Below are 14,354 nucleotides of genomic sequence, written 5' to 3' on the forward strand. Positions count from 1 at the left end.
TCCGGGACAAGCTCCCCACAGAGCAGCCCCGGTCCGGGACCTGACACCCGGGCCGGGGCTTGTGCGTATCCAGCCGTATCCAGCGTGTCTAGCGCGTGGAAAAGGCGTACACGGTCTCCGACCGGAACACCTCGCCCGGCCGCAGCACCGTGCTCGGGAACTCCGGCCGGTTCGGCGCGTCCGGGAAGTGCTGGGTCTCCAGCGCGACCCCGTCGCAGGGCGCGAAGGGCTCGTCGAGGTGGTCGGCGGTGTACAGCTGGAGCCCCGGCTCGGTGGTGGAGACCGTCAGCACCCGCCCGGAGGAGGGATCGTGCAGCTCGGCGACCTCGACCGGGGCGTCCGTGACGCCCTTGTCGAGCACGAAGTTGTGGTCGTACCCCGAACCGACCTTCCGGACCTCCCGGAAGTCGAAGCGCCCGCCGGTCACGTCCTCCAGCACACCTGTGGGGATCAGATCCGCGTCGACCGGAGTGAACCGGGAGGCGGCGATCCGCAGTTCATGCCCGCCCGCGTTCCCGGAACCGGCCAGGTTGAAGTAGCTGTGGTTCGTCAGGTTGATCACGGTCGGCGCGTCCGTGACCGCCTCGTACGAGATCCGCAGCGCACCGTCCGCGTCCAGCGCGTAGGTGGCGGCGACCTCCAGCCGCCCCGGGAACCCTTCCTCGCCGTGCGGACTGACCCGGGACAGCCGCAACCCGTGCTCACCCACGGGCTCGACGTCCCACACCCGCTTGTCGAAACCGCGCTCCCCGCCGTGCAGCGAGTTCGGCGCGTTGTTGGGCGCCAGCGCGTACGTCACCCCGTCCAGCGGGAAGCGCCCGCCGGCGATCCGGTTCGCGTACCGCCCGACCAGCGCGCCGAAGTAGGGCCCGGTGTGGGTGAGATAGCCGTCCAGCTCCGCGAACCCCAGCACCACGTTCGCGGGGCGCCCGTCCCGGTCCGGCACCTCGACGGACTGCACGATCCCGCCGTACGACAGCACCCTGACCCGCACGCCGGCCCGCTTCAGGGTCCAGCGGTGGACCGGGGTGCCGTCGGGAAGTGTGCCGAAGAGTTCGTTCATGTTCGGAACTCTAGGTCACGCCTTCTTGCCCGTGACCTCCCGGTAGGCGATCTCCGCGAGCCTGGCCTGCCCGTTCACGCTCGGGTGGAACCAGTCGATATGGCTCAGCTGGTCCGTCCCGAAGCGGAAGTCGTAGACCGCGCCGCCGTCGAAGCGGCACCGCTCGTCCTTCGCGCAGACCTCCTCCAGCACCTCGTTGTACGCCTCCACCCGGTCCTGCACGGTGTCCCGGCGCTCCGTCGCCGCCGTGTCCACGGCATCGGCGTCGCCCAGCATCGACGGGCATATCCCGAGCTTCCACACCTGCTTGCCGAGCGGGTTGTCGCGCCCCTGCGACCACAGCCGCTTGAGGTTCGGCACGCTCGCCACGTACACCTGTGCCTTCGGCGCCGCGTCCCGCAGGGTGCGCAGCGCCTCCTCGAACTGCGCCCGGAAGTCCGCCACGGACGTCATCGCCGCGGCGGTGTCCCGGCACGCGTCATTGGCGCCCACCATCACCGTCACCAGCCCGGGCCTCTTCGCCGCGGCCTGTGCCATCTGCCCGGCCAGATCGGTCATCCGCGCCCCGCTGACCGCGTAGTTCCAGCTGTTGGAGGCCGCCTTCGCCGCCCCGAGGAGCCGTACGGCGAGACTGTCGACCTCGGCCCGGGTGCCGGTCGCCCAGGAGGCGTCCGGGCAGTCCTGGAGGAGGGAACAGGCGTCGAAGGCGCGGGTGATGGAGTCACCGACGGCGGCGAGCGAGGCCGGGCTGGAGTCCCACACGGGCGTCGAGGGACTGGGGGAGGGCTTCACTCTCTGCGCCTCGGTGCCGGAAGCGGACGGCGCCGATTCATCGCCGCCGACGGCGTCACAGCCGGCGGCGCCCAGAACGGCCGCCGTCACGACGGCGAGTACGGCACGCGAGCGCTGCCTTCGCTTCCGCATCCCCTGATGTTCCCCTCGGTCGACATGCGATCTCCTGCGAACTTCGTCCCCCTCCATGACAACGTTCGGGAGTTCCCGACCCCTCAGGGTGCAACGGCTCACCCCCGTACAGGCGTCCTGCCGGGTGAATGGCGGGCGTTTCACGGCACCGGGACCGACGGTACGTCACACTCCTTGCGCCGCCGCACGGTAGCCTCGCCATCAACGTGGCTGCCGCCACCGCCACTCAGCCCGTCCGCACAATGGTCCCGCTCTGCCCGGAGGTCCCGGTGACGACACGTGGAGTTCTGTACGTGCACTCCGCTCCGCGCGCGCTGTGCCCGCACGTCGAGTGGGCCGTCGCCGGAGTGCTCGGCACGCGCGTCAACCTCGACTGGATCCGGCAGCCCGCGGCCCCCGGCACCTGGCGCTCGGAGTTCTCCTGGAAGGCCGAGGTGGGTACGGCGTCGAAGCTGGCGTCGGCCCTGAGAGGCTGGCACCTCCTCCGCTTCGAGGTCACGGCCGAGCCCTGCCCCACCGCCGAGGGCGAGCGCTACAGCTGCACCCCCGACCTGGGCATCTTCCACGCGGTCACCGGCATCCACGGCGACATCCTGATCCCGGAGGACCGCCTGAGGGCAGCCCTGGCCCGCTCCCAGGGCGGCGAGACCGACCTGGAGTCGGAGATCGCCAAGCTCCTCGGAAAGCCGTGGGACGACGAGTTGGAGCCGTTCAGGTACGCGGGTGAGGGAGCTCCGGTGCGTTGGCTGCACCAGGTGGTCTGAAGAGCGTCCTGAGGGGCAACGCCCTAAGGGGCGCGGGGAACTGCGCGACCAGCCCCCACCGCCCCGCAGACGAAAAACGGCCCGGCCTCCTCACAGAGACCGGGCCACTTTCAGCTATCGGCGCGCTTTCACACCGTGCGGAACGCCAGGACGACGTTGTGGCCGCCGAACCCGAACGAGTCGTTCAGCGCGGCGATCCGCCCCTCGACCGGCAGCTTGCGGGCTTCCCCGCGGACGACATCCGCGTTGGCCTCCGCCTCCGGGTCGAGGTTCTCGATGTTGATGGTCGGCGGGGCGACCCGGTTGTACAGGGCGAGGATCGTCGCCACGGACTCCACACCACCGGCGCCACCGAGCAGATGACCGGTCATGGACTTGGTCGCGGACACCGCGAAGTGGTCGGTGTCGTCGCCGAACACCTTCCGCAGCGCCTTCAGTTCCGCCACGTCACCCGCCGGCGTCGACGTCGCGTGCGCGTTGACGTGCACGATCTCCGCCGGGTTCAGGTCACTGTTGTCGAGCAGGTTCTGGAGGGCGTGGGCGATGCCCCGCCCCTCCGGCTCGGGCTGCACGATGTCGTGGCCGTCGGCGGAGATGCCCTGGCCGACGGCCTCGGCGTACACGCGGGCCCCGCGCTTCGCCGCGTGCTCCGCGGACTCCAGGACGATCACGCCGGCACCCTCGCCGAGGACGAAGCCGTCGCGCGCGGTGTCGTAGGGACGAGAGGCGCCCTGCGGGTTCTCGTTGTTCTTGGACATCGCCATCATGTTGCCGAACGCGGCGATGGGCAGCGGGTGGATCGCCGCCTCCGTACCACCCGCGACGACGACGTCGGCGCGGCCGGAGCGGATCATCTCGATGGCGTAGCCGATGGCCTCGGCGCCCGAGGCGCACGCGGAGACCGGGGTGTGCACACCGGCGCGGGCGCCGACGAGCAGACCCACGTTCGCGGACGGGCCGTTCGGCATGAGCATGGGGACGGTGTGCGGGGAGACGCGGCGGACGCCCTTCTCCTTCAGCACGTCGTACTGGTCGAGCAGCGTCGTGACGCCACCGATGCCGGAGGCGATGACGGCGCCGAGACGGTCGGGGTCGACGCTCTGGTCCTCACCCGCCCTGCCCTCGAACCCGGCGTCCTTCCAGGCCTCCTGGGCCGCGATCAGCGCGAACTGCGCCGAGCGGTCCAGTCGCCGGGCCTGCGGCCGGGGGATGACCTCGGTCGGCTCCACGGCGACGGGCGCCGCGATGCGGACGGCCTGGTCGGCCGCCCACTCCTGCTCCAGGGGCTTCACACCGGACTTGCCGGCGATCAGGCCCTCCCAGGTAGAGGCTGCGTCGCCACCCAGCGGTGTGGTTGCGCCGATACCGGTGACGACCACGGTGCGATTGGTCGGGCTCACGGGAAATCTTTCTCCAAGTATCACGAGGATTCAGCGGCGCCACCGCCGGGTGGCGGGGCTAGCGCAGCCGGGCCTGAGTGGTGGATCAGGCCTGGTGCTTGAGGATGTAGTCGGTCGCGTCGCCGACCGTCTTGAGGTTCTTGACGTCCTCGTCCGGGATCTTGACGTCGAAGCGCTCTTCGGCGGCGACGACGACCTCGACCATGGACAGCGAGTCGACGTCCAGGTCGTCGGTGAAGGACTTGTCCAGCTGGACGTCCTCGACCGGGATGCCGGCGATCTCGTTGACGATGTCGGCGAGACCGGCGACGATCTCTTCCTGAGTGGCGGCCATTGAGGCGCTCCTTCGTTGATATCCAGAGGGTTTGGCACGTACCGCGGCAGCGGCGGTGCCTAGGGGAGGGTAACGACAGTCGCGGCGTAGACGAGACCCGCCCCGAAGCCGATGACGAGCGCGGTGTCGCCGCTCTTCGCCTCGCCGGTCGCCAGGAGCCGCTCCATCGCGAGCGGGATCGAGGCGGCCGAGGTGTTGCCGGTGGTGCGAACGTCACGCGCGACCGTGACGGACTCCGGCAGCTTGAGTGTCTTCACCATCGAGTCGATGATCCGCTCGTTGGCCTGGTGGGGAATGAAGACGTCCAGGTCCTCCGCGGAGACGCCGGCGACATCCAGCGCCTCCTTGGCGACCTTCGCCATCTCGAAGACGGCCCAGCGGAACACCGCCTGGCCCTCCTGCGTGATGGCGGGGAACTTGGCGACCTCGCCGGAACGGTAGTCCGTCCACGGCACGGTCTGCTTGATCGTCTCGGACTTGTCGCCCTCGGAGCCCCACACGGTCGGGCCGATGCCCGGCTCCTGCGAGGGACCCACGACGACCGCGCCGGCACCGTCACCGAACAGGAAGGCCGTCGCCCGGTCCTCCAGGTCGGTCAGGTCGCTCAGCCGCTCGACGCCGATGACGAGGACATACTCCGCGCTGCCCTCGACGATCATGCCCTTGGCGAGGGTCAGGCCGTAGCCGAAGCCCGCGCAGCCGGCCGAGATGTCGAAGGCGGCGGCCTTGTTGGTGCCCAGCTTGTCGGCGATCTCGGTCGCGACGGCCGGGGTCTGCTTGAAGTGCGAGACGGTGGAGACGATCACGCCGCCGATCTGCTCGGCGGAGATCCCGGCGTCGGCGATCGCCTTGCCGGACGCCTCGATCGACATCGCGGCGACGGTCTCCTCGTCCGAGGCCCAGTGCCGGGTCTCGATGCCGGAGCGCGAGCGGATCCACTCGTCGGACGAGTCGATCGTCTCGAGGATCACCTCGTTCGGCACGACCCGCGTCGGGCGGTAGCCGCCGACACCGAGGATCCGCGCGTACGGGGCGCCCTTGCTGGGCTTGATCTTCGACATTGCTCTCGGGCTCCTTTTCAGGCGCTCTGCTCGGCGATGAGCTCGCGAGCGGCGTCGAGGTCGGCGGGTGTCTTGAGGGCCAGCGTCTTCACGCCGGGCAGTGCGCGCTTGGCGAGGCCGACCAGCGTGCCGCCGGGGGAGACCTCGATGATCGCGGTCGCGCCGAGCTCCTTGAAGGTCTCCATGCACAGGTCCCAGCGGACCGGGTTGGCGACCTGGCCGACGAGCCGGGTGAGCACCTCGGAGCCGGTGGCGACGGTCCGGCCGTCCTTGTTGGAGACGTAGGGGAGCGTCGGGTCGGCGGGCGTGACGGCCTCGGCGGCCTTCGCGAGCGTGTCGACCGCGGGCGCCATGTGGTGCGTGTGGAAGGCGCCGGCCACCTTCAGCGCGACGACCTTGCGGACGCCCTCGGGCTTGTCCTCGTTCAGCGCGGCGAGCTGATCCAGCGTGCCGGCGGCCACGATCTGGCCCGCGCCGTTCACGTTCGCCGGGGTCAGACCGAGCTTCTCCAGGTGCGCGACCGAGGTCTCCGGGTCGCCGCCGAGCAGCGCCGACATACCGGTCTCGGTGACGGCGGCGGCCTCGGCCATCGCCAGACCGCGCTTGCGTACGAGGGTCAGCGCGGTGGTGTCGTCGAGGACACCGGCGAAGGCGGCGGCGGTGAACTCACCGACGGAGTGACCCGCGACGGCGCCGGGCGTGATGTCACCCAGTGCCGCGGCGGACAGGATCCCGGCCGCGACCAGCAGCGGCTGGGCCACGGCGGTGTCACGGATCTCGTCCGCGTCGGCCTGGGTGCCGTAGTGGGCGAGGTCCAGGCCGATGGCGTCGGACCACGCGGCGACGCGGTCCGCGGCACCGGGGAGTTCGAGCCAGGGGGTCAGGAAGCCGGGCGTCTGGGCGCCCTGGCCGGGAGCGACGAGTACGAGCACTCTCACACTCTCTCTTGAGGGCGGCCCAAGCCGCCCGTGGGGACAGGGACGAAGAACACGAGGGGGTTTTGTGGGCCCCCGACAAAAGCCTAGAGCTGGAGATCCCCGTCGGCCAGACGCCCCAGGATGAGCGCGATCCGCAGCGTGAACGCGGAGCGTACATCCGAAGGCGACCAGCCGGTGACGTCAGTCACACGTCGAAGCCGGTAGCGCACGGTGTTGGGATGGACGAAGAGCATCCGGGCGGCGCCCTCAAGACTGGACGCCTGTTCGAGATAGACCGAGAGCGTCTCCAGGAGCGCGGATCCGGCCTCCTCCAGCGGTCTGTAGATCTCCTCCACCAACTGCTCGCGAGCGCTGGGATCCCCCGCGATGGCACGCTCCGGAAGCAGATCGTCCGCCAGTACCGGGCGCGGGGCGTCCTGCCAGGCGGAACACGCCTTGAGCCCCGCCGCGGCGGCCTGCGCGGACCGCGTGGCGGCCAGCAGATCCGGTACGACGGGCCCCGCGACCACCGGTCCGGCCGCATAAGGCCCGATCAGCGACTTGGCGACGGCGATGGGATTGTCGCTGCCACCGGCGATGACCACGAGCCGGTCCCCGAGCACCCCGGTGAGCACCTGGAGCTTGGCGTGCCGGGCGGCCCGGCGGATCGCCTCGACGGTCAGCTCGGAGTCCCCGTCGGGAGCGGTCCCGAGCACGACGCACACATGCTCCGGCGAGTTCCAGCCGAGCGCGGCGGCCCTGCTGACCGCCCCCTCGTCGGCCTCCCCGCTGAGCACGGCGTTGACGACCAGGGACTCCAGCCGGGCGTCCCAGGCACCGCGTGCCTCGGCTGCCTGGGCGTAGACCTGGGCGGTCGCGAAGGCGATCTCACGGGCGTAGACGAGCAGGGCCTCACGCAGGATGGACTCGTCACCAGGAGCGGCCACCTCGTCGATGGCGGACTCCATGACCTCGATGGTGGTCCGCACCATCTCCACGGTCTGCCGCAGGGTGATGGCCCGGGTCAGCTCGCGCGGAGCCGTGCCGAACACATCGGTGGAGATCGCCTGCGGGGCGTCGGGATGCCGGAACCACTCGGTGAACGCGGCGATACCGGCCTGCGCGACCAGCCCGATCCAGGAACGGTTCTCCGGGGGCATGGCCCGGTACCACGACAGTGTCTCGTCCATCCGCGCGATCGCCTGAGCGGCGAGCGACCCGGACGACTTCTCCAGCCGCTTCAGGGTCGCCGAGTGCGGATGACTCTCACGTACGACGGCTTCGTTGGTGCTGGCTTCGGGTTCGGGCACGGGACAAGACTGCCTTATCCGGACGTGAGTGCGCGCCGCCGGGTACCGGCTGAGGGCTACCGTGGGGTCCGTGATGGACGTACGGCGCGCCGCTGGGCGCTACCCAGGGGGCGATCCGGCGGCCGGGATCGAGTCGTGGCACGCCTTTTCCTTCGGCCCGCACTACGACCCCGACAACCTCCGCTTCGGCGCGGTGATCGCCTGCAACGAGGAGCGCCTCGCCCCCGGCGCCGGCTTCGACGAGCATCCGCACAGCCACACCGAGATCGTCACGTGGGTCGTCGAGGGCGAGCTCACCCACCGCGACTCCGCCGGACACGAGACGACGGTCCGCCCCGGGGACGTACAGCGCCTCAGCTCGGCGGCGGGCGTCCGGCACATCGAGCGCAACGACACCGGCACGCCCCTGACCTTCGTACAGATGTGGCTGGCCCCGCTGACCCCGGGCGGCGACCCGTCGTACGAGATCGTCCGGGGCATCGCCGACTCGACCCCGTACGCCGTCCCGGAGGCGGCCGCGCTGCTGCATGTACGGCGGCTCACGGCGGGGGAGCGGACGGCGGTGCCGGACGGGCGGTATGTGTACGTCCATGTCGTGCGGGGTGAAGTGCTGCTGGGCGGCGTGGAGTTCGGGCCCGGTGACGCGGCCCGTATCACCGACGCCAAGGGCGTGGACGCGGTCGCGGTGACGCCGGCCGAGCTGCTGCTGTGGGAGATGGGTTAGAGCTCGCGGAGCACGGCGTCGGTGAAGGGCGGCCACGCCTCGACCGCCCACGGTCCGAAGGCGCGGTCCGTCAGTGCCACGCAGGCCGCGCCCGCGTCGGGGTCGATCCACAGGAACGTACCGGACTGGCCGAAGTGCCCGAAGGTGCGCGGGGAGGAGGAACTACCCGTCCAGTGCGGGGACTTGGAGTCGCGGATCTCGAAGCCGAGGCCCCAGTCGTTGGGGTTCTGGTGGCCGTAGCCCGGCAGGACGCCCTTGGTGCCCGGGTACTGGACCGTCATCGCCTCCGCGACGGTACGGGGGTCGAGGAGCCGCGGCGTCTGGACCTCGGCGGCGAACCGCACCAGGTCCTCGACGGTCGACACACCGTCCTTGGCGGGGGAGCCCTCCAGCGAGGTCGCCGTCATCCCCAGCGGTTCGAGCACCGCCTGCCGCAGATACTCGGCGAACGGGATGTCCGTGGCCTTCGCGATGTGGTCGCCCAGCTGCTCGAACCCGGCGTTGGAGTACAGCCGCCGCTCCCCGGGCGGGGCCGTCACCCGGTGCTCGTCGAAGGCGAGCCCCGAGGTGTGCGCGAGCAGATGCCGTACGGTCGCCCCCGCGGGACCGGCGGGGTCGTCGAACTCGATTGCCCCCTCCTCGTACGCGACCAGCGCCGCGTACGCCGCGAGCGGCTTGGTGACCGAGGCCAGCGGGAAGCGGTGGCCCACCGGACCGTGCGTACCCAGCAGCGTCCCGTCCGCCCGTACGACGGCCGCGGCGGCGGTCGGGACCGGCCAGTTCTCGATCAGGGCGAGGCTAGTGAGCGACATGCCGTCGAGACTATGCCGCTCACAGCCGCAGCCGCATCGAGGGGTCCGGCTTGCGCACGAAGCCGAGCGAGGCGTACAGCGGCTCGGCCTCGGCGGAGGCGTTCAGATCGACCTGGCCGGCACCCCGCTCCCGGAACCACTCCAGCAACTCGGTCACGCACGCGCGCGCGTACCCGCGACGCCGGGCGCCGGGGTCGGTGGCGACGCTGAAGACGTGCCCGACCCGCCCGCGCGGATTGTCGGCCCGCCCGATCCGGTACTCCACCGTCCCGACCGCGATCGCCGCCAGCGCCCCCGGCCGCTCGGGATGATCCACGGCGAACACCGCGAACTCCCCGTCCGGATCCGCCAGCCGCCCCTCCAGAACGGGCAGCGACCCGGCGTGCCAGTCGGTGGAAGGATCGGCCCCGGCCATCGAGTCGATCATCACCTGCCGGAGCCGCAGCACTTCCCGGGCATCCTCGGGCACAGCACGTCGTACGAGACTCATGTCCCGCACGCTAGCCAGCGCGCCCCGTTGACGTCGTGCGAATTCTTACCGTTTCCGCTTGCTTGGAGTGCACTCCAAGGTCATAGCGTTGAGGCCATGACGGTGATGGAGACCACGACCACCACGGGTACCAGGACCGACAGCTGCAGCGGCCCACCGCAACCGCGGCGGCGCCCCGCGGGCGAGGACAGCTACACGATCAGCGAGGTCGTCGCCTTTACCGGCCTGTCGGCGCACACACTGCGCTGGTACGAGCGCATCGGCCTGATGCCGCACATCGACCGCTCGCACACCGGCCAGCGCCGCTACAGCAACGCCGACCTGGACTGGCTCGACTTCGTCGGCAAGCTGCGGCTCACGGGGATGTCCGTCGCCGACATGGTCCGCTTCGCGGAACTGGTCCGCGAGGGCGACCACACCTACGGCCAGCGCTCCCAGCTGCTGGAGGCGACCCGCCGGGACGTGCTGTCCCGGATCGCGGAGCTCCAGGACACGCTCGCCGTACTCGACCTGAAGATCAACTTCTACAGCGGGGCGCAGCACGCCCGCGAAACGGAGAAAGCCGGATGACCGACAGCAGGATCCCGACCGCGACACTGGGCACCGGCGGCCCCGAGGTGGGGGTGCAGGGCCTGGGCTGCATGGGCATGAGTTTCGCGTACGGCCCCACGGACTCGACCGAGTCCCGGGCCACCCTGGAGCGGGCCCTGGAACTCGGCGTCACCCTCTACGACACGGCCGACGCGTACGGGGCCGGGGAGAACGAGAAGTTCCTCTCCCCCTTCTTCAAGGCCCACCGCGACGAGGTCGTCATCGCGACGAAGTTCGCCCTGTCGATCCCCCCGGACGACCTGACCCGCCGCGTCATCCGCAACGACGCCCCGTACATCCGCCAGGCCGTCGAGGCGAGCCTCAAGCGGCTCGACGTCGACGTCATCGACCTCTACTACATGCACCGCCGCGATGTGAACGTCCCCATCGAGGACACCGTCGCCGTCATGGGTGACCTGGTCCGCGAGGGCAAGGTCAAGCACCTCGGCCTGAGCGAGGTCACGGGCACGGAGCTCCGTACGGCCCAGGCGGTGCACCCCATCGCCGCCGTCCAGTCGGAGTGGTCGCTGTTCAGCCGCGACATCGAGTCGGGCGTGGTCCCGGCCGCGCGCGACCTGGGCGTCGCCCTGGTCCCCTACTCCCCGCTGGGCCGAGGCTTCCTGACGGGCGCCTTCGCCAACGCCGACACGGACCTGACGGCCGACGACTTCCGCCGCCATCAGCCCCGCTTCACCGGCGAGAACGCGGCGGCGAACGTGGCCCTGCTGGAGCCCATCCGCGCGATCGCCGAGGCGCACGGGGTCTCCCTTGGCCAGGTCGCCCTGGCCTGGGTCCAGCACCAGGCCCAGGTCCACAACCTGACGGTCGTCCCGATCCCGGGCACGCGGAAGGTCAGCCGCGTGGAGGAGAACACGGCGGCGACGGCCATCGAGCTGACGGACGAGGAACTGGCACTGCTGGAGCCGATCGCGGGCAAGGTGGCGGGGGAACGGTACGCCGATATGGCCTTCACTTCCGCCGGACGTGAGTGAAACCCCCTAGGGGCGCGGGGCTGTATCAATGTGCGGCTCCGCCGCGTGGCGCGACCAGCCACAACGGCGCCGCACCCGACAACGCACCTCACAACTCAGCCAACAGCTCCGCTTTCTTCACCGAGAACTCCTCGTCGGTGACCAGTCCCGCCTGGTGCAACTCACCGAGATGACGAATGCGCTCAGCGATGTCGGCCGGATCGCGCCTCGCCGCCCCGGCCGACACCGCGGCGACCGGCCCGTGACTGCGCACCGCGGCCAGCACAGCCGCCGCGAACGGCAATGACTCGTGCACCGGCCCGTATCCCAGCCCGAACACCACGGCCGCCGGATCCTGATCGGCCTGCGCGGGCTGCTCGACGCCACCGTCGCGCCGTATGAGCCGCAGATGCCCCTCGAAGACCTCCGGCGACCGCCACTCCACCCCACTGAGGTCGGCCACCGGGAAACTCTGGTCCCCCGCCTTCCACTTCGCCGACGAGGCCCCCGTCCAGAACCACCGGAACCGCACGGTCTTCCCGTCGAACGCCGCCTTCCCGTCGTACGCCTTGAAGGACAACGGCACTTCGGGCGCCGGCACCAGGAACCGCTCGGCGGGTTCACCGTCATCGGAGGAGACCCGTTCCAGCTGTGCGCGCAGCTCGTCCGCGTAGTACTCGGCGAGCACCTCCCGCTCGGCGGGCAGCACGAGCCGGTACGGATCGCACCCGTCCTTCAACTGCCCCGCGGCCGCCTCCATCAGCGGATCCGCGCCGGGCCGGGGCTCGGCACGCAGGACGACCGTGCCGCGCTTGCCGGGGGTCAGCGTCACCCCGGCCAACGCCGTCAGAGGAATCCTTCGCTCTCCCAGGGACTGGAAGAGCTTGGGTGTTCGAATCCCCCGTTCGTAACGGATGCGCACGGAGTCGGACTCGAACTCCCAGGCGGCATGAAATCCGGCCAGTACGTCACCCATGCGGCTCATCGTATGCGGCACGAGCTCCTCCGTCGCCTCCCCGCGCAGACCGCGATTCTTGCGGCGCTACGCGCGTCAGCCCGCCACGGCACCGGACAAACCGGCCCGGCAGGCCTTGTCGTCATCCGCACAGTGCACCGAGCGATACGCGCCGACGCCGATCTCGGCGAAGTTCAGCAGGCTCTCGGTACCCGGCTCGAAATAGCCACTGTGCCCTTCCGCGTCCGACGCCGACAGCACCCGTGCCCCGAACGCGGAGGACACCGGGTCGGCTCCATGGCCCAGACCGCCGAGTTCGAGATACGGCACGTCCTGGATCCAGTCGTCCGCGTCCCGCATCGCCCACACCTGCGCCGAGGTGTCGAGCTGGGACGCCTTGGTGACCCGCATCCCCGGACTGCCCGCCACCGCTATGTCGGCCACCCGGCCGGGCAGTTCACGCGCGGCGACCCCGCACACCACCGAGCCGTAGCTGTGGCAGAACAGGGAGACGGGGGAGGCGCCGGGCAGTGCGCGCACCAGCGCGTTCAGCCGGACGGCACCCTCCGCCGCGCGCACCCCGGTCGCCGAGTCGAGGCCGATACCGCCGGGCGCGGTGTAGTCGGCCCAGGCGATGACGGCCGTGCGCGTGGCGGGGCTCGCCGCCTTCTCCGCGGCGTACAGCGCCTTGGCCATGCCGACCGGGGCCGAGTACTTGCGGTAGGTGCGCTGGAAGGTGAGCAGATCGGTGTCGACGCCGGGGACGACGACCGAGATCCGCTCCGCCTTGTTCAGGTTGCCGAAGACCTCGGCGACCCGCCCGGAGCCGGCCGGGTCGAACGCGAGGATCTTGCGCTTGTCGCTCATCAGCGCCTCGTAGCGGTGCATACGGCGGCCCGCCTCGCGCTGTCCGTCGGCCGAGAGCCGGGTGTCGTGCATGCGTTTCAGCTCGACCTTGCGGGCCTGGCCGAGCGCGATCCGGTTGGCGCGGTAGCGGAGTTCGACGGGGGCGCCGTTCATGTTGCCGACCGCGAGCGGGTAGCGGTGCGCGAGGCCGGCGCGCTGCTGAGCGGTCAGCGAGGCGAAGAACCGGGTGAGCGCGGTGGGGGCCGCGTCCGGGTCCGGCAGCTTGTGTCCGGCTATGCGGCCGTGCTCCCAGGCGCTGAGCGAGGTCTGGAGCGGGGTGGTGCTCCGGTGGTTGCGCAGGGCGGTCCAGCCGGTGGTCGCCAGCATGACGAACACCACGGCCAGCGCGAGCAGTGCGCGCCAGACGTTCAGTTGGGGAGAGGTGTCGAAGGAAGTCACTGAAAGGACACACTAGGAGAACGAGAGGGTCTCGCGTTAACCGAGTGACGGAGGTCACGTTTCGGCGCGCGTGACGATGACCTCAGTTTGTTCTCCAGTCACCCGTGAGCGCCGGGCCCACCTGTTCGAGATACGAAACCGTGAGCGTCCGCATCGCGTCCAGACTGAAGTCCGCGGCGGTGTTCCACTGCCGTTCCGTCACCCGCATCACCCCGCTGAAGACGGCCACCACGAGCCGGGGCCGCGGGTCGGTGTCCGCGTCGAGCCCCTCGCGCTCGGCGATCACCCGCGTCAGCGTCTCCTCGATCTCCATGGACCGCCGCAGATGGGCGGCGAGCAGCACCGGGGTCGACTCGATCACCCGGTACATCTGGAGATACAGCTCGATCGGCACGACGGACTCGATCACGTCGTTCAGCGAGTCCCAGCCCTCCAGAACCGCCTGCCGCAGCGCCTCCAGCGGGGCCTCGTGCGGCGGCCGGGCCCGTACCGCCTCCATGAAGTGCGCCACGGTCAGGGCCTCGACGGCGAGGGCGGCCTCCTCCTTGTTCGCGAAGTAGCGGAAGAAGGTGCGCTGGGAGACCTCGACGGCGTCGGCGATGTCGTCGACGGTCGTCCCCTCGTAGCCGCGGGTGGTGAACAGCTCGAGGGCGGCTCGAAGGAGCGCCTCCCGGGTGCGCTGCTTCTTGCGTTCGCGCAGGTTTTCCATGCTGTGTCAGTTACCGACTTGTGA

At 70.6% G+C, this 14,354-nt stretch carries 16 protein-coding genes; 4 read left to right on the forward strand and 12 right to left on the reverse strand.

Annotated elements, in window-relative coordinates; translation table 11 throughout:
- Positions 1-88: 88 nt before the first annotated feature.
- Both ABZ928_RS50100 and ABZ928_RS50105 read right to left on the reverse strand, forming a co-directional pair.
- Complete coding sequence (locus tag ABZ928_RS50100) at positions 89-1,063, reverse strand: aldose epimerase family protein (protein ID WP_361535903.1); 975 nt, start codon at positions 1,061-1,063, stop codon at positions 89-91.
- Positions 1,064-1,078: 15 nt separating this feature from the next.
- Positions 1,079-1,987: an SGNH/GDSL hydrolase family protein gene (locus ABZ928_RS50105; RefSeq protein ID WP_361535905.1), complete on the reverse strand. Its 909-nt coding sequence runs from the start codon at positions 1,985-1,987 to the stop codon at positions 1,079-1,081.
- A gap of 269 nt (positions 1,988-2,256) precedes the next feature.
- On the opposite strand from ABZ928_RS50105, the gene ABZ928_RS50110 reads away from it, so the two are divergent.
- Positions 2,257-2,751, forward strand: coding sequence for a DUF3145 domain-containing protein (locus ABZ928_RS50110; protein ID WP_361535907.1), 495 nt, complete (start codon positions 2,257-2,259; stop codon positions 2,749-2,751).
- A 128-nt stretch (positions 2,752-2,879) separates the two neighbouring features.
- Here ABZ928_RS50110 and fabF read toward each other — a convergent pair whose 3' ends face one another.
- From fabF to ABZ928_RS50135, 5 genes are all read right to left on the reverse strand, one after another.
- Complete coding sequence (gene fabF, locus ABZ928_RS50115) at positions 2,880-4,151, reverse strand: beta-ketoacyl-ACP synthase II (RefSeq protein WP_361535909.1); 1,272 nt, start codon at positions 4,149-4,151, stop codon at positions 2,880-2,882.
- A gap of 85 nt (positions 4,152-4,236) precedes the next feature.
- Positions 4,237-4,485, reverse strand: a complete 249-nt coding sequence (locus ABZ928_RS50120) for an acyl carrier protein (protein ID WP_015660680.1) — start codon at positions 4,483-4,485, stop codon at positions 4,237-4,239.
- Positions 4,486-4,544: 59 nt separating this feature from the next.
- Complete coding sequence (locus ABZ928_RS50125; protein ID WP_361535911.1) at positions 4,545-5,546, reverse strand: ketoacyl-ACP synthase III; 1,002 nt, start codon at positions 5,544-5,546, stop codon at positions 4,545-4,547.
- Between the two features lie 17 nt (positions 5,547-5,563).
- The gene (locus ABZ928_RS50130) at positions 5,564-6,478 is read right to left on the reverse strand and encodes an ACP S-malonyltransferase (RefSeq protein ID WP_361535913.1); all 915 of its coding nucleotides are present in this window, start codon (positions 6,476-6,478) and stop codon (positions 5,564-5,566) included.
- Between the two features lie 89 nt (positions 6,479-6,567).
- Positions 6,568-7,773, reverse strand: coding sequence for a helix-turn-helix domain-containing protein (locus ABZ928_RS50135; RefSeq protein WP_361535915.1), 1,206 nt, complete (start codon positions 7,771-7,773; stop codon positions 6,568-6,570).
- A 73-nt stretch (positions 7,774-7,846) separates the two neighbouring features.
- Between ABZ928_RS50135 and ABZ928_RS50140 the strand changes: the two genes are divergently transcribed.
- Positions 7,847-8,497: a pirin family protein gene (locus ABZ928_RS50140; RefSeq protein WP_361535989.1), complete on the forward strand. Its 651-nt coding sequence runs from the start codon at positions 7,847-7,849 to the stop codon at positions 8,495-8,497.
- Here ABZ928_RS50140 and ABZ928_RS50145 read toward each other — a convergent pair.
- Complete coding sequence (locus tag ABZ928_RS50145) at positions 8,494-9,309, reverse strand: serine hydrolase domain-containing protein (protein ID WP_361535917.1); 816 nt, start codon at positions 9,307-9,309, stop codon at positions 8,494-8,496. The genes ABZ928_RS50140 and ABZ928_RS50145 overlap by 4 nt on opposite strands.
- A gap of 19 nt (positions 9,310-9,328) precedes the next feature.
- On the reverse strand, positions 9,329-9,799 hold the full coding sequence (locus tag ABZ928_RS50150) for a GNAT family N-acetyltransferase (RefSeq protein ID WP_361535919.1): 471 nt from the start codon (positions 9,797-9,799) through the stop codon (positions 9,329-9,331).
- 96 nt (positions 9,800-9,895) lie between these two features.
- Between ABZ928_RS50150 and ABZ928_RS50155 the strand changes: the two genes are divergently transcribed.
- Positions 9,896-10,369: a MerR family transcriptional regulator gene (locus ABZ928_RS50155; RefSeq protein WP_361535921.1), complete on the forward strand. Its 474-nt coding sequence runs from the start codon at positions 9,896-9,898 to the stop codon at positions 10,367-10,369.
- Positions 10,366-11,382: an aldo/keto reductase gene (locus ABZ928_RS50160; protein WP_361535923.1), complete on the forward strand. Its 1,017-nt coding sequence runs from the start codon at positions 10,366-10,368 to the stop codon at positions 11,380-11,382. The genes ABZ928_RS50155 and ABZ928_RS50160 overlap by 4 nt, the downstream gene beginning before the upstream one ends.
- Before the next feature lie 88 nt (positions 11,383-11,470).
- Here ABZ928_RS50160 and ABZ928_RS50165 read toward each other — a convergent pair whose 3' ends face one another.
- From ABZ928_RS50165 to ABZ928_RS50175, 3 genes are all read right to left on the reverse strand, one after another.
- Positions 11,471-12,346 carry a DUF4429 domain-containing protein gene (locus tag ABZ928_RS50165; RefSeq protein WP_361535991.1) on the reverse strand — a complete coding sequence of 292 codons (876 nt, stop codon included), beginning with the start codon at positions 12,344-12,346 and terminating at the stop codon, positions 11,471-11,473.
- Between the two features lie 66 nt (positions 12,347-12,412).
- The gene (locus tag ABZ928_RS50170) at positions 12,413-13,621 is read right to left on the reverse strand and encodes an alpha/beta hydrolase (protein WP_361535925.1); all 1,209 of its coding nucleotides are present in this window, start codon (positions 13,619-13,621) and stop codon (positions 12,413-12,415) included.
- Positions 13,622-13,703: 82 nt separating this feature from the next.
- On the reverse strand, positions 13,704-14,330 hold the full coding sequence (locus ABZ928_RS50175) for a TetR family transcriptional regulator (RefSeq protein WP_361535927.1): 627 nt from the start codon (positions 14,328-14,330) through the stop codon (positions 13,704-13,706).
- Positions 14,331-14,354 lie beyond the last annotated feature (24 nt).

The sequence above is a fragment of the Streptomyces sp. NPDC046909 genome (assembly GCF_040644695.1).
Lineage (GTDB): Bacteria > Actinomycetota > Actinomycetes > Streptomycetales > Streptomycetaceae > Streptomyces.